Raw genomic sequence first — 24,352 nt, forward strand, 5'->3', positions numbered from 1 at the left:
ATTTTACTGCGCCAAAATTCGAACAAAATCACCACTATCAACCAATAGAGCTTGCGCCACTTTAGGTGAGATGATCACCGTTTCCGTTTCGCGGTTATAAGCACCTTTTGCAGCAGTAGCACGAAAGTTTTCAAACGAGCTATTGCAGATAAGATAATCTTGCGAGCTTGAATGCTCGGCCACTTCCACTTTAGCTCGCACCGAGTGACGTACGGATTCGATATTGCGCAAATCGCACTCAACCGTTGGACCTGCATCAAAAATGTCTACATAGTTACGGCTGGTGAATCCTTCGCGCTCGAGTAGCGTTAACGCTGGACGGGTATTGTCATGCACTTGACCAATCACCGCCTGTGCCTCTTTACTCAATAAGTTGACGTAAATCGGCAGTTTGGGCATCAGATCAGCAATAAACCCTTTTTTACCAATGCCGGTTAAATAATCAGCCATAGTGAAATCAATCGAGAAAAAATGCTCTTGCAGCCATTGCCAAAAGGGCGAGTTGCCTTCGGCATCAGACACACCACGCATTTCAGCAAAGATGGTTTTAGAAAAACGATGTGGGTGTTCCGCCATCATCAGAAAACGGCATTTAGACATCAAACGCCCATTCAACCCTTGACGAAAATCTGGGCGTAAAAAAAGCGTACAAATTTCACTGCATCCAGTGTAGTTATTACCAAAAGTAAGCAACTTGACGGTATTGTTAACCTTCAGCTTAGGCGACGAATGCACGATCGTGCTGATGTGATAAGAATAGAACGGCACGTCATGGCCAATCGATGCTTCAACGCCAGTCGTCCCTGCTACCTCACCGGTTTCAGAATCAAAACCGACCATCAGGTAACCTTCATCTCCTGGCTCTGAGACGTCGGGTTTAGCGAAGCTGTATTCAGAATGAGTAATACGGTTGGTTAAGAGCTTTTCATTCACGGGTAGTGATGTAAACCCGTGACCGGATTCAATAGCGCATGTGTGTAGCGCATCGTAGTCCGACATTGCGATAGGGCGAACAACTAGCATCAATACTTCCCTCCAGATGCTTGAAGTGGCCCAAGGCATCCTACCTTGGGCTGCTAGGCTTTTTCACTACATGAGTGATGCAATAGCTTTATCTAATCTTGCTAAGCCTTCTTCTATTTCTTGTTTGGTGATCACTAATGAAGGCGTCATACGAACCACGTTCATACCCGCAACCAACACCAGTAAACCTTGCTTGCCCGCGGCTTGTAGGATATCGCGAGCGCGACCTTGCCACTGCTCATTCAATGCCGCGCCAAGCAGTAGACCTTTACCACGGATTTCACTAAAAATGTGGTACTTCTCATTAATGTTAGCCAATCCTTCACGAAAGAGCGCTTCACGCTCCTTCACGCCAGCCAAGGTTTCTGGCTGGCTAACCACATTCACCACCGCTTCCGCTACCGCGCAAGCCAGTGGGTTACCACCATAAGTCGAACCGTGAGTGCCCACTTTAAAATGCGCGGCTAATTCGTTTGTGGTGAGCATAGCGCCAATAGGGAAGCCGCCACCGAGTGATTTCGCGGTACTTAAAATATCCGGCGTGACGCCCAATCCTTGATAAGCATAGAACTCACCAGTGCGGCCATTACCGGTTTGCACTTCATCAAAGATCAACAGGGCGTTGTGCTTATTGCACAATTCACGCACGGCTTGGACAAACTCAGCCGAAGGCGACACAATGCCACCCTCGCCTTGCAAGGGTTCCATCATTACCGCACAAGTGCGATCAGAGATGTGTGCTTGCAACGCTTCAATATCGTTATACGGTAGGTGGGTAACATCCGCAGGTTTAGGACCAAATCCATCGGAATAAGTCGCTTGCCCCCCGACCGTCACTGTAAAGAAAGTACGGCCGTGGAAGCCTTGGTTAAAGGCGATGATTTCTGACTTTTGTTCACCATGGACATCAGCGGCCCAGCGACGCGCCAGTTTGAGCGCCGCTTCATTAGCTTCCGCGCCGGAGTTAGCAAAAAACACCTTTTCAGCAAAACTGACTTGCGTTAATTTTTTCGCCAAGCGCAAAGCAGGCTCATTAGTCATCACGTTACTGAGATGCCACAACTTATTGGCTTGCTTGGTGATCGCATCAACCATCGCCGGATGGCAATGGCCCAAACAACTCACTGCAATACCGCCAGCAAAGTCGATGTATTCATGACCTTGTTGATCCCACACTCGAGAGCCCTGCCCTTTAACTGGAATCATTTCCATCGGGTTATAACAAGGGACCATCACCTCATCAAACAGACTGCGATCTACACTATTTTCCACTGTCATTACACATTCCCTCTTGATACCGCATGCCAAGCAGATTGCGATCTTCCTATTAAACGCTTGAGTGGAAGATATTGTTTCGCTTTTTAGCTAATGCAGCATTGTATTTACAAATTATTAACCATTTCAATAGTGATTTATTCTTTTAGATCGGCAGAACCACCGACAATCGTCACTACTTATGATTATTTATGCATTAAGTCACCTCTTTTATGAAGCACTTTTTTATAAATAATATGAATAAGCACAACAAGGCCTTGAGGCAACAAGCCATCCCTCATTCCAACAGGATGTATGGTGCATAATATTGCAAAGATAAAAAACAGCAGAAATGATGAAGAAAATGTTAAGAAAGGTGATCGCAGTCCGGTTGAGAATGGTTCAACGGCGCAAAAAATTTGCGAGCAGTTGATGACCCTGTTCTGTTTTAATTGATTCAGGATGAAACTGCACGGCATCAATTGGCAGTGTTTTATGTTGGTAACCCATGATTTCGTCCATCGAACCATCGGCCTGTTGAGTCCAAGCGGTGAGCTCAAAACAGTCCGCAAGAGAATCGGCTTTGACCACCAACGAGTGGTAGCGAGTAACGGTTAACGGGTTATTGAGCCCTAAAAAGAGACCACGGTTGGTGTGTTGGATCGGTGAGGTTTTACCATGCATCACCTTTTTGGCTCGCACCACTTGCCCGCCAAACACTTGCGCAATGGCTTGATGCCCAAGGCAGACTCCTAAGATAGGTAGTTTACCCGCAAAATGTTCAATCGCGGCCAGTGAAATTCCCGCCTCATTCGGCGTGCAAGGCCCAGGGGAAATAACCAGATGCGTTGGGCTGAGCGCTTCAATGCCAGCGATATCGATTTCATCATTACGCACCACCGTCACTTGAACTCCCAGCTCACAGAAGTATTGGTACAAGTTGTAGGTAAAGGAATCGTAGTTATCGATGATAAGTAGCATGTGAATTAAAACGCTCAGGGTAAAAGTCAGCGAGAGGCGCTATTGTGCAATACTGGTTTGGAAAGGCAAGAAGTTATCGATTCTGTACTAAATACACTATTTGCACATTCGTTCATTATGTAACCAGTTCGGTTGTGATCATTATTTTACTTGCTCTCATTTGAAAGTAACACTTCTCATCGTATGGTCGAATAAGAGAGCGGAAACAACGATAAAATAAATCTATCCCATAGTTAATGATCGATAAAAATAAAGCCAAGTAATCCGCTTACTTGGCTCTTCATGCTTATTTCCTAAAAATGTCGTTTATTTAAGCTGGGCTTTCTTGTAAATGCTCACTACTTGGTTGTTTGTTATGAGGCTGCCAAGGGGAATTTACCGAATAAGGCTGACGCACCGCTAATTCTGTTTCGGATAACACGCCATAACGAAGTACGGTGTGGTTATTCACCAGTAATATATCGCCAAGTTGTAAATCAAACACATGCTGTACTTGTGAACGTTCAAGAATAGGAGTTAAAACATTGGCTACTTGATTGATATTGTCAATTTCAGTCGACGACGATATATGCTTCGCCAATGATGGGCTCCAGCGTAAATTCATTCCCCAATCCCCCGACATAATCACAGGATAAGCAGCCGTATCATTGTACTGCACAATGGTATTTTTCAGCCAACCACTTGCTTGACCATTAAGACACAACGCAGCCAGTGAGGCATCCAGTAAGTTAACCTTCAGCGGAGCAGATGAACAGTAAATCGCCCATTCATCAGGAGTCATGTCAGTATAAGAATAGCGACGCGCTATGCTCGTTGACGGTGTTTTGAGTCCGTACCAACTGGGCTCTGCTAATGTACTACTCCGAACATATTCTTCCGGAAGCAGAGCATGATTTCCGGCAAACCACGAAGACCAAAATGAAGCTTGAGGCAACGGGTTAAAGCCTTTTAAACAGACAGCAGAGAACGCTTTTACTAATTGGCTCACTTGAGCCTGCGGTAGCGCGGTCAGTGAGCATCCATGGTGTGACTCTAACGTCAGGCCAAACTGCTCTGTTTGTAGAGTGGCTTTCACCTCTCGTATCAACTGTGCCTCGTTAGCGTCTTCGATATTGAAACGCAGTAAACACCACAGCGTTCCTTGATGCATTACGGGAATAATCACGCCTTCACGTTGTTTGTGATTGGCCTGCGTATCAATAATAAATTCTCCGTGGCAAGCATCAAATAAGACACAAGTATGCCAAGGTGTCTTAAACGATCGCTCATCAAAAAGAAACAGCGAATATTTTTTGCCTTGCATTGGGTGTTCATGAATGCTGAGACGGATAGCGTGGCTCAAATGAGTATTGAGGAAATTATCGAGTGCACGTCCTTGCACCATCATTCCCTTAGCCATAAGGGCTAGGCGCTCACGTCGTTTCTTATAACTCAGCGGAGCAAGCGCATATTTCTGATCCTGATGCATGAATTTTTTCAAGCCCAGATAGGTATGGTGCATTGCATTATCATGCTGTTTAAGACGTGCAAAATCACGCTCATATTCAGCATCACCAAAGCGCTGCTTTAATCCATTGAAATATTGATATTCATTTAAGTCATCAAACGCAGAGAAGTGCTCAAAGTTGATAATTTTGAGACAATCACTGGAGTTCATATTTTCCACCATATTCCGTAATTCATCAGAATAAGTGTAGTGATGTTCTAAATCGACATTAATATAATCAGAAAATGTATGATAATCAGAAAAAATGTAAAACATCACTCCTGGAGAATATACAGATTGAATATCACGAATGGCATTAACAAATTTTTGTAAAACTCGGTATTCACCCAAGTCAGGCTTATAACCTAATACCTTATCTAGGTTATTCGTTTTACATGGAAAAGCGGGTAGTAATAATGTAATGACTTTGTTTTCAATGACACACTGAGCTATCTGTTTTTTTAACTTCTGATACCCACTAAAAGTGGCGTCTGTTTGTGCTAATAATTGGTCTAATAAAATAAAAGCAATATTATCCACACATTGCTGCTGTTGATGATCAAGCATAGTGTTTCCTTATTAAAGGCGAAGACCATTGACAGAATGATGCAAAACCCTCGGCCTTCACTCTCGGTTAAAAAGTTTATAGGCCAGCTAACAGTTCAGCCGCGTGCGCAAGCGACGCGAAAGCCGCAATATAACCATCAGGGCGGATCAGTAAAGCCTGCCCCTGGTAGAATGAACTCTCACTCCAATACTGCCCAGGCTTCGCCTGATCGTACAGATGAAGGCAACGCACAAACGGAGGAATTTCTGGTGGTAAGTCCGCATCGCCAGTTAACAGAAGCGTAAAGGAGCGGTAATCTAGCCATTGGTAAAAACGGCAACTCTGCTGATCGCTATGCATCTCAAAGTCATACACTCGAGAACCGTTTAAGCCACCATTGCCATACCCAATGCCCATACCTGTGATGTTACCAGCTCGCTGTTCAACGATTTGTACATAGTCCTCCGCATGGGTTCCTCGTGCAGAATATTTAGTTGCACGCACCAATGCACCAGAGCTTTCAATCACGCTGCGAGCCACTGGTTGGCGCTCAGCCTGATAACTGTCTAGCAGCGTAGGTGATGCCTGACCACGCAACACCATATTGAGCTTCCAGATCAAATTGAACGCGTCAGCAACTCCGGTATTGAGCCCTTGGCCGCCATTGACCGAATGTATATGGCAGGCATCCCCTGCCAGAAATAGCCGTTGCTGGTGGTCATACCGTTCTGCAACAGACTCCTTAACCGAGAAATAAGAAAACCACTCAACCTGCTTAAACGTCAGTGAATGCGGCGACATTGCTCGGTTAATGCGCGCAATAACCTCTTGCTGAGTAAACTCTTCGGTGTCCATACGGATATAAAAACGATCCAAATCACCTTCACGTGGAATCCAGGCGACATCTGACGTCTCAGCCTGAAATACGATGATTTCTGGCACTTTCGGAAAATCTGACTCAATAACACCATCAATCACCGCCCAGATAATCTCTGGTCTCTCGATTTCAAATGGAATCGAAAAATGCTGACGTACAAAAGAGCGCCCACCGTCTGCACCAATCACGTAACGTGAACGAACTCGCTCGCCACTGCTCAGTTCCGTCACGCAGCCTTGCTCATCAACAGTGATATCGACCACAGATAAACCACGGCGCACGGCCGCGTTCTGCGCTTTGACTGCACTATCTAGCGCTTTTTCAATATGTGCTTGCCCCAACATCAGAAAGTGAGGATAGAAGCAGCCTTGCAGCGCTGTCCACCAATGAGACTGGCGTGACAAAAATTGACCATCAGCCCATACCGAACTGGTATTACAGGGTTTGCCTTGCACGTAAAGTGGCTCAAATAAGTCAACGATATCAAGTAACTGCAGAGTTCGAGCATTAAGCGCATCGGCCCGTCCGACCACCAGTGGCCCATTAGATTTATCAATAATTTGTGAGTTCAGACCGCAGCGCTGCGCTAAATAGTGGCACATAAGCCCGACAGGGCCGGCTCCAACGATCATAATATCAGTGTGGTAATCACTCATCGGTAAGACTCCAAACTTGGGTTATCAAACGGTGGATCGCTTAGCACCTGAACTCGACGGATATGACGTGGGGTATGTGATAAAAAGCTTTCTCGACCATGCAGTAAGTTAAAGTTATCCGTAATGACCACATCATCATTTTGCCACTCGTGAGCATAAAAATGACGAGGGTCATACAGTGCGTCACGTAAGCTACGGTGGAACTCAGCTATTTGCTCACTATCAATACCACTAAAGGTCACATTTGGTGGGTTTAGCAGATCGCCACGTTCAGCGAAATGTGGTTCGGCGTAACGAATGACCTCGTGTGAGAGATAGGGATGTTGAGCAATAATGGGGGAAATAGTGTGACTGCAATAGAACTCCATCTCTCGCTGATAGTGCCCCGTGACTTTTCGCCACAATGAGCGCTGCTGTTCGGTTGCGTTCTGTAGCGCCTTGGTTGTATGAGTGAAGGTCGTCCGGCCGCCTTGTGCTGGCAATGGCGCTTGAACACATTGAAATATCTGATATTCAGGCACTTGAGGACGAAACATGCCATCCCAATGCAGCGGCATATAGCTACTATCAAAAATATGGTCCTTTGGCTGATCTTTTTGAATTAAATCTAACACTTTGCCAAATGGCCAAATACTGATCTCTCCCCATTGCTCGCAATATTCCGCAAATTGCTCGGCCTGTTCAAAGGCTTTAAATCCACGTATCAATACCAACTGATGCTCAATAAATAGTTTACGCAGTAGTGCTATTGGTACTTCGCTAATGGGAATTTTTAATCCATTTGCTTCTATTTTTACTCCAAAAGGGTGGAGCTTCGTGACCTGATAATTCATCACCCGTTCCTTTAAATTAATTTTTAATAAAACGTTAGAAATAAAACAACATTGCATCCATCATTTTCGAAAATTCGGCTGGATAATATTAAAAATATTTACACAATATTGATATTTATAAGATTGACATTGCTAATTTAATTATTAATCCCAGTTTATTTAGGAATAGATATCTCAATAGTGCCATCATTCAGAAGAAATTTATTATTTACCCGTATTTAAAGGAAACCAAAATGGTTTATATCTCTCTAATTAGAGCTGTCATTATTTGATGAATGACAAAGGTTGACTAGATAACAAAACAAGAACGAAAGGTTACCAATAAGGGAACAATTATGTTGAGTGAGTTAAAACGTATTGCCATTTTTAATAAAGTGGTTGAATACGGTTCGTTTACCTCGGCTGGTGAATCGTTAGGCATAGCAAAATCGAAAGTGAGCGAGCAAGTTAGCTTGCTAGAATCACATCTTAACGTACGTTTACTGCATCGCTCTACCCGTAAAGTTAGCCTAACGACTGAAGGGCACGCATTTTATCAACATACCAATGGCCTCTTACCGCTGGCAGAAGGCGCGCTACGGGCCGTCCAGCATTTGTCTACCGATGTGGCAGGCGTGATTAGGATCGGTACAACCATTGATGTCGGCAGCTATATTTTAAGTCCGCTGATTTCAACATTTTCTGAGAGTTACCCCAATGTGCTGTTTGATATTCAACTCGAAGATGGTTTACAAGATCCAGTAGCCACACAATTAGATGTGCTGATCAGAATGGGTGAACTGACATCTTGCTCAATGGTTGGCCGCGAATTAATGCCTTTTAAAATGGGGATATACGCCAGTAAAAAATACTTAGCTAGTGCACCTTTATTAAGGAAACTACGAGATTTAGAGCAGCACCCATGGGTTGCGTTAACTTTATTGAATCTTCCTCAAGATAAAGTCACGCTAATCAATCCAAAGGGAGTGAGATGCAACATTAAAACCCGCCCTAAACATATCTGCAATGCGCCGCTTGGTGCGATGTCAATGGTACAACAAGGCATGGGGATCGGCTTGATTGCCAATTTTCTTGCTGACGAAATCAATGATCCTAACCTCGTCAGGCTTTTTCCAGATTATTATCTATCAGATAACACCATGAACATTCTTTACCCGAGCCGTCACCACCTTGCGCCACGAGTAAGGCTATTTATTGATTATTTAATTGAAAAAATCCGAGCTTGAGCAAAACAAAAACGCCCCGTCAGTTAACGGGGCGCACTTTAAGCCTTAACGACGACGTCGCCACATACCAAAGCCGAGTAATGAGAAGAGTGCTCCTAGGCCGAATGAACCGCCATAGATGTTCAGTTCTAACACGGCAGGATCATGATCAGATGCGCGGAAATGATCTTGATATTTGGGCAAATCACCTTTGAATTCACTGTTGTAATCAAACAGTGTCGATTCACCACCGTTGATGTGCCAGTCGGTCGCATCCACCACTTTGCCTTTCAAACTTTTGCTGACCAGCAAATGATCCAGTGCGCCAACTTCATCATTAAATGAGTAACTCCAGCTCTCTGGGTGTTTTATCGCCACGGCGTTAAGGTACCCATAATTGTGAGTAATCAACGCGCCATCATCACCAAACTGAGGAGTACCTGCAATGTAAGTGTTACGTGCCGCACGAATGGTTTTGCCATACTTCTCTGGGCTGTAGTCCGTCAATACGAGCATCGGGTCTTCCATACCGTAAGAGTTCATATCACCCAAAATGACTTTATGCCCTTTTATTTTTTGTAACGCTTCACCTAAAGCAACTGCAGCTGCGACACGGAATTGTTCACATGCACCTTGAAAATCAAGATCTTTACCGCCTTGCCCACCTTGCTCAACTGGTGCAGCATCTTCCCAACATGCCGAGCCTTTGGATTTTAGATGGTTAACCGCGACGGTAATTTTCTCATTGCCACCTTTAACTTTGAAGGTCGGTGCAAGCGTGTCACGCTGGTAATTTTTACCATCTTCAATCACTTTGCCTTTGTCATCCAACACTTCAGGTGCTTGTTGGCTTGGCATTGGAATTACACGATTTTCTGTCAACTTCACCACTTTTTCACGATAAATCACCCCAGTGGTGATCACATCCGTACCGAGCGAGTCCTGCGCATCGGCTTTACCATCATGATTAGAATCAATCGCGACAAAACGGTAATGCTTTTTCTTATCCGAGATCTGGCTGTTGATCTGATTGACCAATTGCGCAATCGCCGAACCTTCACCGAAACCGTTATTCTCAATTTCCATCAAACCGACAATATCGGCATCCAAACGTACAATCGCATTAACGATCTTCGCTTGCTGCAATTCAAATTCTGCAAGGTTATTAGCACCACGATTATCACCATGCTGATTTGCATCACCGCCAAACGGCGAGTTGAAATAGTTAAGCACGTTGAATGTGGCAATGCGCAGATCGCCTTCATCGATATCCGGTTTCTCGCTGCGAGGATCATTGCGCACGAAATTCTCTTGATTGAGCGAATTGGTCACAATCAAACGATATTCGTTGTAACCGTATGAGAGCACACCTTCTAAACCTATGATGCTGTCATCAATGCGGATGTAATCTTCCGTTGAACCATTTTGATCAATATCACTGCGACCAAACTCTGGGTAGTACGGAATTTGGCCATCGGCGGCTTTCGCATCTGATTCAATAAACAAGCGGCGCTGCGCGTTTTCGATGCTCTGCTGTTTGGCTTGCTCAGAGCCCGCAGCGAATAGCTGGTTCGGCTGCATGTTAATACGACCTTGCGCTAACACCATGTTATTGCGACGAGAAGCATAGTCATAACCAAAGGTGCGCGTCACACGCATATCCAGCTCTGGTGTGGTTTTTACCAACATGCCTTCATAACGCTCTAATGTGTGCTCAAAGTTCTCATCGGTGGGCAAAATCTCTATCGCGGTCGCTTGTGGAGCCTCTTGCTCACCTTGTTTTAGCCATTGGTTGTTTTCGACTTTAAGCTGTGTGAGGTTGTAATACTCCTGTACTTTACCTTTCACACAAACCACATCCCCCGGTTTTAAACTTGAACTTGATTGATCGGTAAAAACAAACAAACCTTCAGAGGTATTTAAGTTGTAATCATCTTCCAACGCTTGCAGATAAAAACCTTTAGTCAACCCTGTGGTAATGGCACTCACGACACCTTTGACAAAATATTCTTGGTCGGTGATGTAAGGGTAGCCACTAATAAAAGGAGAGGTTTGCCCTTCACCTTGGATCGCTTGAATAGAGGTAAAGGCGGGCTCAGATCCCTCTTGAGTACAGGTAAATTCAGCCGGTGGCTCAACGGCATCGAGTGCGCCTAACCCTTCAATATTATCCTTGCCTAACGCGCTCCACTGCGCAGCTTGATAAGCCGCTGAGGGCGTGAGGCTATCGCTATTACGCACTAAAGTGGTATCCTTGCCCCAGTTAATGCCGCCCATCACTCCCAACACATCATGTACGCTACCATCACTGTTTAGCAGTGCCACCGGATCATCACCGTTAAAATTAATCACCGAGCCATCATTTTCATCACTCACCGCTTGGATAGCACTATTGGCGCTGACATGAGAAATCACTAACACATCGTTCGCGGCAATTACTCGCCCAGTCAGGGGCAACTGTGTATCCCAGTTCCCACCGCCATTGCTTGATTTCGCTAAAATGAAATTGTCTAAACTGACGGATGCATTGCTAGTGTTAGCAATTTCGATGGCCTTATTGAAGCTGCTGCCTTCTACATACTGAGAAATAATAATCTCAGCTTGAGCTGATACAGCCAATGTGGAGCTTATCGCCGCAGCGAGTAATGTTCGGCCAAAGGGTTTAATTCGTGTCGATTCCATTGTTCACCTCTTTCCCTGCTCTGTAACCGAAGTGGTAAGCAAGGTGTTGTAAATCACGTTTATAAAGGGGATTGGTTCCATTTGCGCGTACAGTGTTGTGTTTTTAAATGAAAGATAAAAACATTCACCATTCATATCGAGATCAACATCGCATAGCTAGAGCAAATACTTGAACTAAGCGCAAACTTTCAACAAAGAAGGTAAAGGGGGTTTTCGACAGTGGTATTGCAGTAAGGTGAAAAGTCTTATTTTTCTAAAAAGAAAAGCAAACAAGGTGCTCCGTACACGACAAACACCTTAGTTCGATTATTGTGGCTGGCTAAAAGAGAGGTAACGATCAAAGACCGCCTGCGCGCGACCAGTTTGCTGCGCATCGAGAAAATAGTCATTAAGCTGATTTAACAGCGGCATCGAATTTTCTAAGCTACGGCGAACTTGCACGTGGTACGGCTTGTTTCTAGCGAGAAAATGATGAACGATTGGCCGATCAATTTTATATAGACCCAACTGAATTCCACCATAAATGGGTTCAATTTCACTCACAAACCAATCACACCGCTCTTTTTGCAGCATATTCAGCGCTTGCTGTACGGAATTTAAATAGAGAGAGGGTTCTCTAGACAGTGCAAAATTCTCATAATTAAAGCCATTAACTCCGCATAATACGCCATCAACGGATGGGTCTTTTAAATCTTCATGGTTGTCTGGCAGCGTAAAATAACCGAGTTGGATCGTATAAAGCGGGACCGAAAAATAGCTGTACTCAGCCCTTTCTGCGCGATAACTTGCATCCCATGTCAGATCGCAGCGACCGCGCTCTTGCGTCAGTTCATGTTGGACTCGCGCCCAAGGCATAAAATAAAACTGGTAATCGATGTTGTGAGATTTTAATGCGTCCAACACCAGCGTTGTGGCTGAGCCAGTCAAGGAATCGGCTTTTTCTTGATACGAGCTCCCCTGCCAATAAGTGAACGGGGGCCAAACATTCACATCACCAACACAAATACGAACTGGCTCTGCGGCGGCGGCACTACAGATGAACATCAATCCTAATAACAGCAGTCGTCTCATGTTCAAAACTCATCATCATGGTTATGATTTAAAGTGTAGACCTAAGCCTACAATACAAAGAGAAAGATCAAATTTTATTAAGCAGAAGTAAAAAATAAAGCTAGGAAAACCTAGCTTTATTTAATGCGAAAAGAGTTAGATTGTCGCAGGAAAAACTAAGGACGCTCGACAAACCCTACCGCTTTAAATGCTTTTTTCAAAGTGATCGCAGCGCGGGCCGAGGCTTTTTCTGCACCCGCTTTCATTACTGAATCAAGATACGCGCGATCTTCTCGAATGCGCGCGTATTCAGCTTGTACAGGCTCCAGCATGGCAACCAGCGCTTCGCCAACATCTTTCTTGAAAGGACCGTACATCTCAACACCTTGATATTGCGCTTCGATCTCAGCAAAGCTTTTGCCTGTCGCTGCAGAGTACAAACTCATCAAGTTGGAGATACCCGCTTTATTTTCGGTATCAAAAGCGATGCGTGGTGGCGTTTCAGTATCTGTCTGAGCCTTATTAACCTTCTTGATAATCGACTTTGGATCTTCCAGCAAAGTGATGACGTTCTTACGGTTATCATCTGACTTAGACATCTTCTTCGTCGCATCTTGCAGGCTCATTACTCGCGCGTTCACTTGCGGAATGTAAGGCTCAGGAATGGTGAAGATCGGCTTTTCAGGACTATAGATATTGTTAAAACGAGTCGCGATATCTCGCGCAAGTTCTAAGTGCTGCTTTTGGTCACTGCCCACGGGTACTTGGTGCGCGCCATAAAGTAGAATATCGGCCGCCATCAACACAGGATAACCGAATAAGCCCGCATTCACATCGTTCGCATAACGTGCTGATTTGTCTTTGAACTGAGTCATGCGGCTCAATTCACCCATCTGCGTGTAGCAGTTGAGAAGCCAACCCAATTGAGCATGCTCTGGTACGTGTGACTGAACAAATAGCGTGCTCTTTTTAGGGTCAACACCAACTGCAAGACAGATTGACAATGCATCTAACGTGGCTTCATGCAGTGCTTTCGGATCTTGACGAACCGTGATCGCATGCAGGTCAACCACGCAGTATTGACAATCATAGTCATCTTGCATCTGTTGCCATTGACGTAGAGCACCCAAATAGTTACCGATACTTAGTTCACCTGACGGTTGAACACCACTCAATACAATGGGTTTGCTCATAGGGATGATTTCCTTGCTACTTAAAATGAGATAAGACTGAAAATGTCTGTGAAAAAAACCGCGCTTATTCGCTAAGTGATACTTGATTTAGCGATAACGCGGTTTATGCAGTGTACTCATTGACGAGTATTTTACTAGCGCATTGTGTGAACTTTTATGCTGAAACTCGCAACACATCAAGCAATTGGTCGATACAGTCCGCCACGTAATCAGGGTTGGAAGCTGAAATGAGCTCACCGTGATTGTAGCCATAAGTCAAACCAAACGAATAACAACCCGCATTTTTAGCCGCTAAAATATCGTTTTTCGAATCCCCAACCATCAACATTTTCTTGGCCGTTAGTTGATGTTTATCCAATAGCCAGTTAAGCGCCATTGGATCAGGTTTTTTGATCGGGAAGGTATCACCACCAATCACATCACTAAAAAAGTGCTCAATACCATGTTGTACCAATACGTCAGGTACAAACTTAGACGGTTTATTGGTCACCAAAGCTAATGTGAATCCAGCACTGTGTAGCTGCGCTAAGGTTTCTTTCACTTGGGGATATAAATGGCTCAGTTTATGGCCCGTTTGGGCATAAAATTCATCAAAACGCTCACGAGCGGTGGCTTTGATCTCATCGCTAAGATCAGGGTTGATGGTTAAACTTTGGCTAAGTGAGCGAGCGATCAGCACATCTGCACCATTACCGACATAATCACGCACTTGCATTTCTGATACTGATGAATAGCCTAACGATTGTACCGCTTGGTCGGCGGCTACTGCTAAATCTGGCACGCTGTCGAGCAAGGTACCATCGAGATCAAAGGCGATTAATTTAATTGAGCTTAAAGACATCTTAACTTCCGAATAATAGACAAGGGGCACAAAGCCCCTTGCTGCGTTATAAGTGTGTTGCGTGGTGATTATTGAGGTGTAGTCAGTATTATGACTTAGCGCGCCACTTTGGCTAATTCTGCGCGCATCTCATCAATCACAGTTTGGTAATTAGGTTGACCAAAAATAGCCGAGCCTGCGACAAACATATCTGCGCCCGCTTGTGCAATTTCACGAATGTTATCGACTTTGACCCCACCATCAATCTCAAGGCGGATATGACGACCCGATTGCTCAATCAATTGACGCACCGCGCGCAGTTTATCCAACGTATGCGGAATAAAAGATTGGCCACCAAAACCAGGGTTAACCGACATCAGTAAAATGAGGTCCACTTTATCCATAATAAATTCGAGATGCGCAAGTGGCGTAGCTGGGTTGAGCACTACACCCGCTTGGCATCCGTGCTCTTTGATCAATTGCAATGTGCGATCAACGTGATCAGAAGCTTCCACATGAAAAGTGATCATCGAAGCCCCTGCTTTGGCAAAATCAGGAATGATGCGATCAACTGGTTTCACCATCAGGTGAACATCAATCGGTGCCGTAACACCATAGTCACGCAGCGCCTTACAAATCGGAGCACCAAAGGTCAAGTTGGGAACGTAGTGGTTATCCATTACATCAAAATGGACAACGTCTGCCCCAGCGGCAAGCACTTTCTCAACATCTTCGCCAAGACGAGCAAAATCTGCTGAGAGTATAGATGGGGCAATTAGGAAATCTTTCATACCTGACCTCTTAGGCTAGTGGGCGCAAATGCGTGATGAGCAAAATTCGCCCGCAATTCTACCTAAGCTGGCCAAGATATCCTAGCGCGACACCCGATTTAACTGCGAAATGTTAACCTTCGCATTCCGCTGTATTGAACAGTGCCAACAACTCATCTACTTTGTTGCGCCCTGCTCCATTACGGCTAATGGTGCGCTTAACCTTGACCACGTTAAGTTCTGCACCATGATATAAACGGCGCGTTAACTTAGTGTCATGATTGGAAATCAGTACCGGTATGCCACGATCATTGGCGGCTTTTTCAGCGACATCGGCCAATGAGGCTTGATCATCCAATGAAAAGCCATTACCAGAATAAGAAGTAAAATTGGCGGTAGTAGAGAGTGGCGCGTATGGCGGATCGCAATAGACAACACAGCCCTTGCGAGCACGACGAAACGTCTCTTCGTATCCTTCGCAAATAAAGGTCGCTTTCTTGGCTTTCTCGGCAAAAAACTCCAATTCTGCTTGCGGGAAATAAGGCTTTTTGTAGGAACCAAAAGGCACATTGAAACCGCCTTTTTTGTTGTAGCGACATAAACCATTAAAACCAAAACGGTTCATGTATAAAAACGCCAACGAACGATACAGTACATCATCGGTTTTATTGAACTCTTTGCGAATATCGAGATACGCTTCTTTACGGTTGTTATCGGCCGTGAACCAACGCTTAGATTCGGTGATGTACAGTTCAGGTTGATCTTTGATCAGGTTGTACAAGTTGATGAGATCAGGATTGATATCGGCCAACAAATACTGTTCAAAATCAGTATTGAGGAACACAGAGCCAGCACCAACAAAGGGTTCAACCAGTTTACGCGCTGGCGGCAGGTGACGTTGAATCTCTTCGACTAGGCCATACTTACCACCAGCCCATTTAAGAAAGGCACGCTGCTTCTTCATTTACTGCTCTATCTTTCAACCACGAAATAAGGCTGCGGAATGTAACATATTTTTGCGTCAAGCTCAGCGTTATTTCGCACGATCAATCTCTCGCTGTACTTGGCTGAGCGATTTGGCCCAAGGGCCTTGCAATTGCAACGCTTTCGGTAAGGTTTCCACGGCATCACGCGCAAACTGGATGGTTGGATAATTACCATAGGTGATGATGTACCACTCCACATCATTGCGTGCTGTCGGATAAATACGCACCTTTTCTTGCAGCGCGTAGGTGTTAATAAAGTTTTGTGCTTCAGCAAGCGAACTGACTGCCGCTAATTGCAAAGTATAACTGCGTGGCGAGAAGGCTTTGAGTTCTTCTCTCGCAAAGGAGAAGGTGATTTTCGTTGGCGCAGCAGCAGTGGCAGTCTCACTTACTGGCACAGTTTGCGCCGTGCGGTTTTGTGCATCAGCAAGTGCATTATTAATCACTGACGTATCGGCTTTGGTCGAATTGCCTTCCAAAAGAGCATCCACAACATCAGACTCAATCACCACTCGTTGCTGATCGCTGTCAATTATGCCCACGCTCTCTGAATTCTCCATCACATCGGGTGGTAACGAACTGGAATCATCTTCAGCATCTAAATAACTCGGGTCACTTTTCGCAAGCTCCTTCCCATTATTGGTGGCGTCAGTTGCTGAATCATCGTTAAGCGTATTGACTGTTGGTGCAGCAGCATCCCCTAGCGTCGGAATCACCGTCTGCTCGAGTGTGCCTGTAATTTGCGACGCTTGCTCATCGGGTGAGGGCTGGGTGAATAGCCACCAGTAACCACCACCGATGATGAGCAGAAGCAGTAAAACCAAGGCAGCGATCTGCACAGGAGAACCGATAATCGAACGGATGATGATCCTTTTTTCCATTTTCTGCTCTCCTAATGCCATGATTTCCCCAGGCACGCGTTTCACCTTTTTGTAAGCGTTGCGTACGCGGCGCTCCATCTCATCGGGTACATAACGCATGACCAGATTTTCAAAAAAGCGATCCGCTTCTTCATTGCTTAGGGCTTCAATCTCAAGCTCTACGGGTTTATGCTCTTGTCCGTAGCTTAAACGAGTCAGCAAAGCATCAAGGCTATTAGCTTGTGCAAATAATACGACATTGATGGTCCACAATGGATTGGCTTGTGCTTCTAACACCAGCATCCATAGCTCAGACACTAAGGTTTCGGAGAGTAGATGAGCGTCATCAACAACAATCACCACATCACAACCGCCACCATCTAGCAGGCGAGCTAAGCTGTCAGAAAGTGTATCGTGAGGATTAAATAACGGGCCTGAAACGATTTGGGTAAGAATGGTCGCTCGACGCTGCTGGTCATCTTGATTGGGATGACACAGCAACAGCGATTGGTTTTTATCTTCGGCCCACGCTTCTAAATAACGCTGCGCTAACCAAGATTTACCAAAACCTAATCCACCACCAACGGTAATGACATTTGAGCCAAAATTGGTCAATAATTGCAAACGCTCAAGTAGCTCGACTTGCGAATCTAATTCCAATATACGTAATTCATTCGCCAAACTCATTAGGCCGTCCTACTGACAGACAACTGTCAAATTAGTATCAATGAAGATTTACAGGGTGCGGCAGAAGTCAATCGCTTGTTCAATGACCGCTTCGGGTACACCTTTCACTACTTGTGATGTACCAATACTGGTTGGTAGCACCAAACGTAGTTCGCCTGAAAGCACTTTTTTATCACGCATCATGTGTTGCATAAAGTCAGAAAACGACATGCTTTCGGGCGTATGAATCGGTAAATTTGCTCTTTTGAGTATAGAAACAATCCGCTCAACTTGCTGATCGTTAATTAAACCTTGTAACTGCGCCGTTTTAGCGGCCATCACCGTTCCGGCAGAAACCGCTTCACCGTGTAGCCAATTACCATACCCGAGCTGCGCTTCAATCGCATGACCAAATGTATGACCTAGGTTCAACAACGCGCGAATTCCCGACTCTTTTTCATCTTGAGCGACCACATCGGCTTTAATTTGACAGCAGCGAGCGATGGCATAACTTAGCGCTTGCTCATCTAAGGCATAGAGTTTATCGAGATTATCTTCCAACCAGACAAAGAAATCATGATCGTAAATGATGCCATATTTGATCACTTCCGCCATACCAGCGGCAAATTCTCGCGCAGGTAAAGTCGCCAAACATTCAGTATCAATAATGACGGCTTTCGGCTGATAAAATGCACCAATCATGTTTTTACCTAAAGCATGATTGACTGCGGTTTTACCGCCAACGGAGGAGTCCACTTGCGAAAGCAGCGTGGTCGGTATTTGGATAAAATCGACTCCGCGCTGATAACAGGCTGCGGCGAATCCAACTAAATCACCAATCACGCCACCACCTAAAGCGATGATCACCACATCACGGCTGTAATTACCTTCCAGCAGGTAACTCATCACCGTGTTAAATGTATCTAAAGTTTTGTACTGCTCGCCATCTGGCAGTTCAAGCAAGGAGACGTTACAAGCATGCGGTGCAAGAAGGGCGAAGATTTTATCCGCGTACAAAGGCGCGACCGTCACATTACTGATGACGACGACTTTTTGTTTGGCCGATAAGAAAGAAAGGAGGGCCGGATCATTAAATAATCCGGCGCCAATTGAGATTGGGTAGCTACGCTCATCTAAACTGACCGTAATCCGTTCCATGGTTTGCACTCCAAATAAAGAACTTAGGAATGTTCTTCTAGCATTTTTACGATCTCGTTGGCTACCACTTTTGCACCTTGATCGTCAGTACGAACCGTAAAATCAGCGATCTCAGCGTAAAGATCGTTACGTTCATCAGCCAAGTATTCTAAGACTTCACGTGGATTGTCTGTTTGAAGCAATGGCCGTTTTTTGTCACGGTTCGTGCGTGCAAGTTGTTTTTCAATCGTCGTTTCAAGGTAGACCACAATACCACGAGCAGATAAACGATTACGGTTTTCTTTACTCTTAACAGAACCACCGCCTGTTGCGAGTACAATACCTTGTTTCTCGGTTAGGTCATTAATTACAGCTTCCTCACGTTTACGGAAGCCCTCTTCACCTTCGACGTCAAATACCCATGCGATATCTGCGCCTGTACGCTCTTCAATGACTGTATCTGAGTCTAAAAACTCCATATGCAGTTGTTGAGCAAGATGTCTACCAATTGTACTTTTGCCGGCGCCCATTGGGCCAACAAGGAAAATATTGCGTTTCTCAGCCATGTTTAGCAGTAATTTACAACGTTAATTCAATGACATCGCCACAAGATTAGCCAGTATAATACTGACCGTTAAGACGCTCGTGGCACCTATTCCTCACAGATGATTCGTGATAAGACCCGAAATTATCTAGATATGGTGCCACTAATGCAACTTTATTTTTTAACCAATCGCAATATCAGCCGTAAGTTATTGAATGACGACTTTCGGTGTCACGAAAATCAGCAGCTCACTTTTGCCCACTTGCTCATAGGAACGGCGGAACAATGCACCAAGTAATGGCAAATCACCAAGTAATGGCACCTTATCTACCGTATTGTTGACGCTATGTTGGAATATTCCACCAAGGACCACGGTTTCTCCATTATTGACCAATACTTGAGTGCCAATACGCTGAGTATTAATTGCAACCGCTTCTCCCGTCCCTGTTTTTACAATATCCCCAGGCCGGTCTTGAGTGACACTGAGATCTAACACTAAACGATTATCCGGCGTTATCTGCGGCGTTACTTTTAAACTCAGCACCGCTTTTTTGAAGGCGACTGTCGTTGCCCCGCTGGAAGAAGACTCCAGATAAGGGATCTCCGTACCCTGCTCGATATAAGCGGGTTTCTTGTTGGTCGTGATCAAACGAGGGCTGGAAATGATCTCCGCTTTCGACTCACGTTGTAGCGCTGAAAGCTCTAAATCCAACAACATATCCGACCCCAACTTAGCCACTTGGAAGGCAATACTTGAGGCGTTAGCGGAGGTCGCCGCTAAGTTTACGTTAAGGAAGTCATCAACGGGCAATGTGCTTTCCCCCAACTTGCCCACTTGGAATAAATTACTTTCAATACTTCCGCCTGCGGTGTTGTTGCCATTGGTCGAAGTAAAGCCCCAGCGTACGCCAAGTTCATCCAAATTACCTTCGTTGACCGTAACAATGCGCGCTTCAATCTGTACCTGTTTGACCGGGATATCGAGCGATTCAATAATTTGGCGTATCACCACAATATTCTCAGCCAATTCGCGGATCAGCAGTGAGTTGGTTCGCTCGTCGATACTGATGGAACCTCGCTCAGACAACATGCTGACTGCCCCTTCGCCGCCAATCATCTGCGCAATATCAGACGCCTTAGCAAAATTAATTTTGATGATTTCAGAACGCAGATCGCCCAACTCTTCAGCCAAACGTGCTTTTTCAAGCTGCTGCTTTTCACGTAAATCCAACTCTTCTTTAGGTGCAACTAAAATCACATTGCCGTCAACACGTTTATCTAATCCCTTGACTTGCAAAATGATATCGAGCACTTGCTGCCAAGGCACGCCATCAAGCCGTAGCGTCAGATTACCAGTGACCGAATCTGAGACGACTAGGTTAAACGCGTTATAATCTGCGATAAGCTGCAAAACATTTCGCACAGGAATATCTTGAAAGTTAATCGAGATAAGCTTGCCCTCTTTCTCAAGAATGCTCTTCGGCTTAGGTTTTTCTTGTTCTTTCAGTTTGCCAATCACCACCTCAAGGTATTTCCCTTTCAAGCTGTAATCATACTTAAACTCGCCATGAATGGTCGCTAGTAACTGTGTACTTGGCTCTTTGCGCAATACCTCGATACTCTCAACAACGGTTGCAAAATCTTTGACGTCCAAGACATACAGTTTCTCATTGGAGACATCCGTCTTAAGCAGTTCAATTTGTAAACCGTCAGCCACTTTCTGCACATTAACTACTGTCGAAGGTGATGCGAGTTCAACAATCAATACAGCGTCTTTGTTTTTATTGACTCGAAAATCAATGCCTTTAAGCTCGTTGGTCTGCGTCGTTTCTGCCGCCACACTTAGCCCTGCCACACTCAATAATAAGCCAAATAAGAGGCTCCGAAATACCATAGTCATTTGTGTCTGTAGTCCTTTAATCATAGTGATTTCTCTAAATTCAAATTCTATTTCAGAGCCAATTTGACGTTACGTTGATTCCAACAACCTAAGCCGTCTGGCAAGGTTTCATTGATCAGCAGGTAATTGGAATTAACTCGAGTAACTTTGCCGTGATTCAAACCTAAATATTGTCCCGCTTTCACGTTGACGACCTTGCCTTGGGGCGCTTGCACTAATGCCGATACCGCGCCCCCGCTACTCATCACGCCTTTTAATCGAAGTTGATTAAGCGGATAGCGCTCTAGTTGGCCATTTTTACTGCGAGCCGGAGGTTGCCAGCAGTCTGCCTTCACTACAGGCTGATTTTGTACAATAGCTTCTTTAGGCAGCACAAAAGGTTCGCGGGATTCATGTTGCGCATAATGAGCAACTTCAAATTGAATAATGGGTTTTAATTTGGAAACTTCTTTGCGTGCTTGCCCCTCGACCTGCTCCACATAAACCTTCAATGAATCTTGATTCGCCTTACAACCAACCAATACACTGGTACTAAACAGCACCATCAGCAGCAGATTATTGTTTTTCATCGTCCACCTCTTGCTTGAATTGATAGGTATAAGCGCGCACCCTAAAATGCAACGTGCTGCTTTCCTGGCTAACCCGTTGCCAATCAACATCATCGAAATTAATAATGCGGGGCAATTTCGCGATCGCCTCTGAGAAATCACCAATGTCGTGGTAATTCCCAGTTAATTCGATATTGAGCGGCAAACGATACAGAAACTCTTTATTCTGTTTTTCTCCCCAATCAATACGTGTAAAGGTTAACGCGTTATCTAGCCCTAGTTCATTGACCGACGCGAGCATGCTTGCGAGCTCTTTTTGCACGGGTAATTGGCGTAATAAAAAATCATAACGTTCAGTTAATTCATCCAGTTGAGCTTGCAACTGGGGTAAGGTAGCAGCTTTGCTGGCCTTAATCCGTAAGGTCGATTTCAGCACCTCTTCTTGCTGTTTTAAGTTCTGCAATTGCTCATTTTGAGGCATAAGATAGAACCACGCGCCAACGCCTTGAATAATCAGCATCAACACCAAAATAACCAGCAGTTGAGGCAGCAACGGCCATTCAGCCATTTCATCCATATCAAGATCTTGAAAACTAGTCATGGACAGCTCCTATAGGCCGAATCTTGGTTAGTGCAGCGCCCTGTGGTGTCGGGGAATGAAACATAAATGACACTTTAAACGTCTGAAACTCCTTACCAAATCGCTTATTACCGTGCACGATAGAGTGCATGTTGACATCGGAAAGTAAGGCTGATTTTTCAAAATTATCGAGCATGGTCGCAAGACGCGCAGTGCTGTCACTGATGCCCGTAATTTCAATTTCTTCACCATTCATTTTGATCTTATCGACGTAGACTCCTTCAGGCATAAGCTGTGGCATCAAGTTCATCAACTCGGTGGTTTTATTGCGTTGACTTTGCAATGACTCAACAACCGATAAGCGAGTTAATAGTGCCTTGTGTTCTTGTTCCGTCATTTTTAATGCATTGATCTGTTTATCAAGCTGCTGAATGTATTGATTCAAATAGGCCAGACGAGACTCTTGCTGCTGCGCTTGCCCAGAGAAATACAAACCGATACCCCATTGAATACCAACAGCGCTCATCACACCTAAGACGACCAAGCCCATAAAACGACGCTTATGCGCCGCTCTTTGTTCCTCTCGCCAAGGCAGTAAGTTAATGCTATGCAACATGAGAAGACTCCAACCACTCGATACCACGCAGTGCAAGGCCAGCCGCGGTGCTAAAACTCTGCCCAGATTGCTTACCTCGCTGGCGTCTCGCTAACTTATTGTTAAACAGACGGAAGGGATCGAGAATCTCGCACTCAAGCTTGAGACGCCGCGAAATCTCTTGCGCCAACATCGGAGTATCTGCGCCACCACCTGAGAGCCAAATGCCTGCTAAACTGCCCGCGCCATTGACGGAGGTGAAAAGCTGCAACTGACGTTGAAGTCGCTCGATCAACTCATGCACAAGGCGCTCGTTTTTATCGGCTAATTCGGCATTGGTGCCCGACATCGCGCTGTCTTGGGACAACCACTGACAACCGAGAGGGATCTCTTTATGAAAAGGGGCTTTATCAGTAAAATCAATACAGAGCGCCGTTTGGGTATGGCCCACATCCATGAGCATCCAATCGCTGCGATGTTGTGCCCTGCTCGCCAACTGCCAAATGTTTAACAAACTGTGTATTTGCACATCAACCGCGATCGGTAAAAAGCCCGCTTTTTGAGCCGCTAACGCACGGCTTTCCACGACGTCTTTACGAGTGGCGTAAACTTGATAACTTACGGTGCTACTGCGACTCACGCTTTTTTCCATCACTTTGACGAAATCGAGACTCAGTTCTTCTATCGGGAACGGTGACTGATGAGAAAATGCCTGATAAATAGCAAACTCTTTTTCACGCGCCTGCAGGTCACTATCTATCTGTAATACCTTACTTATTACTGCATTGTCCGGTACCGATATGGCGACTTTGCGACTAAATAGCGGTAAACCCTTTCTTAGTTCTTTGAGTTTCTTTACAATTTTCTGATAATCCAGCGTGTGGTTATCGGAGAATATGTCCTCAGTAATAAATAATTCTTTATAACCGACGAGTGCATATGAATCACCCGCTAGCTTTAACACCACCGCTTTAATACTATGGTGGCCAATATCTATACCCGTAACCAATGATTTACCCATACGGCTTAGCTCCAGTAACGCTGCTTAGGCTTAGCTCGATTTGCTTATTTTGAGGTTAAATAAGCCACAATTTATTTTTAGAGCTAAATTTTTAGCCTAGAGTACAAGGGTTTGCATAAGGGCAGCCTTAACTAAACA

Annotated in this window: 21 protein-coding genes; 1 reads left to right on the plus strand and 20 read right to left on the minus strand. The window is 45.0% G+C overall.

The window, feature by feature from the left end; all coding sequences use genetic code 11:
• Positions 1-3: 3 nt before the first annotated feature.
• The 6 genes from astA to AACQ75_RS13815 form a co-directional block, all read right to left on the minus strand.
• Positions 4-1,023: an arginine N-succinyltransferase gene (gene astA, locus AACQ75_RS13790; protein ID WP_170888841.1), complete on the minus strand. Its 1,020-nt coding sequence runs from the start codon at positions 1,021-1,023 to the stop codon at positions 4-6.
• Positions 1,024-1,089: 66 nt separating this feature from the next.
• Positions 1,090-2,301, minus strand: a complete 1,212-nt coding sequence (locus AACQ75_RS13795; RefSeq protein ID WP_026027324.1) for an aspartate aminotransferase family protein — start codon at positions 2,299-2,301, stop codon at positions 1,090-1,092.
• 378 nt (positions 2,302-2,679) lie between these two features.
• On the minus strand, positions 2,680-3,258 hold the full coding sequence (locus AACQ75_RS13800) for an aminodeoxychorismate/anthranilate synthase component II (protein WP_010318736.1): 579 nt from the start codon (positions 3,256-3,258) through the stop codon (positions 2,680-2,682).
• A 310-nt stretch (positions 3,259-3,568) separates the two neighbouring features.
• A complete protein-coding gene (locus tag AACQ75_RS13805; protein WP_170888842.1) occupies positions 3,569-5,311 on the minus strand; it encodes an L-tyrosine/L-tryptophan isonitrile synthase family protein in 1,743 nt (580 codons plus the stop codon).
• A 76-nt stretch (positions 5,312-5,387) separates the two neighbouring features.
• Entirely contained in the window at positions 5,388-6,824 is a 1,437-nt protein-coding gene (locus AACQ75_RS13810) for an FAD-binding protein (protein WP_170888843.1), read from the minus strand.
• Entirely contained in the window at positions 6,821-7,657 is an 837-nt protein-coding gene (locus tag AACQ75_RS13815) for a TauD/TfdA dioxygenase family protein (RefSeq protein WP_064625957.1), read from the minus strand. The genes AACQ75_RS13810 and AACQ75_RS13815 overlap by 4 nt, the downstream gene beginning before the upstream one ends.
• 335 nt (positions 7,658-7,992) lie before the next feature.
• Here AACQ75_RS13815 and AACQ75_RS13820 point away from each other — a divergent pair, with 335 nt between their 5' ends.
• Positions 7,993-8,883, plus strand: a complete 891-nt coding sequence (locus AACQ75_RS13820; protein WP_170888844.1) for a LysR family transcriptional regulator — start codon at positions 7,993-7,995, stop codon at positions 8,881-8,883.
• A gap of 45 nt (positions 8,884-8,928) precedes the next feature.
• On the opposite strand, the gene AACQ75_RS13825 is transcribed toward AACQ75_RS13820, so the two are convergent.
• The 14 genes from AACQ75_RS13825 to pilM form a co-directional block, all read right to left on the minus strand.
• The gene (locus AACQ75_RS13825; RefSeq protein ID WP_170888845.1) at positions 8,929-11,544 is read right to left on the minus strand and encodes an ExeM/NucH family extracellular endonuclease; all 2,616 of its coding nucleotides are present in this window, start codon (positions 11,542-11,544) and stop codon (positions 8,929-8,931) included.
• Positions 11,545-11,850: 306 nt separating this feature from the next.
• Positions 11,851-12,615, minus strand: a complete 765-nt coding sequence (locus AACQ75_RS13830; RefSeq protein WP_088718007.1) for a substrate-binding periplasmic protein — start codon at positions 12,613-12,615, stop codon at positions 11,851-11,853.
• 155 nt (positions 12,616-12,770) lie between these two features.
• On the minus strand, positions 12,771-13,787 hold the full coding sequence (gene trpS, locus AACQ75_RS13835) for a tryptophan--tRNA ligase (protein WP_013855895.1): 1,017 nt from the start codon (positions 13,785-13,787) through the stop codon (positions 12,771-12,773).
• 154 nt (positions 13,788-13,941) lie between these two features.
• Entirely contained in the window at positions 13,942-14,628 is a 687-nt protein-coding gene (locus tag AACQ75_RS13840) for a phosphoglycolate phosphatase (protein WP_170888846.1), read from the minus strand.
• 95 nt (positions 14,629-14,723) lie between these two features.
• On the minus strand, positions 14,724-15,398 hold the full coding sequence (rpe, locus tag AACQ75_RS13845) for a ribulose-phosphate 3-epimerase (protein ID WP_013855893.1): 675 nt from the start codon (positions 15,396-15,398) through the stop codon (positions 14,724-14,726).
• A gap of 112 nt (positions 15,399-15,510) precedes the next feature.
• Positions 15,511-16,341, minus strand: coding sequence for a Dam family site-specific DNA-(adenine-N6)-methyltransferase (locus tag AACQ75_RS13850; RefSeq protein ID WP_013855892.1), 831 nt, complete (start codon positions 16,339-16,341; stop codon positions 15,511-15,513).
• Between the two features lie 69 nt (positions 16,342-16,410).
• Positions 16,411-17,910: an SPOR domain-containing protein gene (locus AACQ75_RS13855; RefSeq protein ID WP_013855891.1), complete on the minus strand. Its 1,500-nt coding sequence runs from the start codon at positions 17,908-17,910 to the stop codon at positions 16,411-16,413.
• 48 nt (positions 17,911-17,958) lie between these two features.
• Positions 17,959-19,047, minus strand: coding sequence for a 3-dehydroquinate synthase (gene aroB / locus AACQ75_RS13860; protein ID WP_170888847.1), 1,089 nt, complete (start codon positions 19,045-19,047; stop codon positions 17,959-17,961).
• A gap of 23 nt (positions 19,048-19,070) precedes the next feature.
• Entirely contained in the window at positions 19,071-19,592 is a 522-nt protein-coding gene (gene aroK, locus AACQ75_RS13865) for a shikimate kinase AroK (RefSeq protein ID WP_170888848.1), read from the minus strand.
• A gap of 186 nt (positions 19,593-19,778) precedes the next feature.
• Positions 19,779-21,494 carry a type IV pilus secretin PilQ gene (locus AACQ75_RS13870; protein WP_017047273.1) on the minus strand — a complete coding sequence of 572 codons (1,716 nt, stop codon included), beginning with the start codon at positions 21,492-21,494 and terminating at the stop codon, positions 19,779-19,781.
• Between the two features lie 23 nt (positions 21,495-21,517).
• Complete coding sequence (locus AACQ75_RS13875) at positions 21,518-22,039, minus strand: pilus assembly protein PilP (RefSeq protein WP_170888849.1); 522 nt, start codon at positions 22,037-22,039, stop codon at positions 21,518-21,520.
• On the minus strand, positions 22,026-22,619 hold the full coding sequence (locus tag AACQ75_RS13880) for a type 4a pilus biogenesis protein PilO (protein WP_013855887.1): 594 nt from the start codon (positions 22,617-22,619) through the stop codon (positions 22,026-22,028). The genes AACQ75_RS13875 and AACQ75_RS13880 overlap by 14 nt, the downstream gene beginning before the upstream one ends.
• Positions 22,612-23,214, minus strand: a complete 603-nt coding sequence (locus tag AACQ75_RS13885; protein WP_170888850.1) for a PilN domain-containing protein — start codon at positions 23,212-23,214, stop codon at positions 22,612-22,614. The genes AACQ75_RS13880 and AACQ75_RS13885 overlap by 8 nt, the downstream gene beginning before the upstream one ends.
• On the minus strand, positions 23,204-24,214 hold the full coding sequence (pilM, locus tag AACQ75_RS13890) for a type IV pilus assembly protein PilM (protein ID WP_170888851.1): 1,011 nt from the start codon (positions 24,212-24,214) through the stop codon (positions 23,204-23,206). The genes AACQ75_RS13885 and pilM overlap by 11 nt, the downstream gene beginning before the upstream one ends.
• Positions 24,215-24,352 lie beyond the last annotated feature (138 nt).

It is taken from the genome of Vibrio sp. B1-2 (genome assembly GCF_963888445.1).
Lineage (GTDB): Bacteria > Pseudomonadota > Gammaproteobacteria > Enterobacterales > Vibrionaceae > Vibrio > Vibrio anguillarum.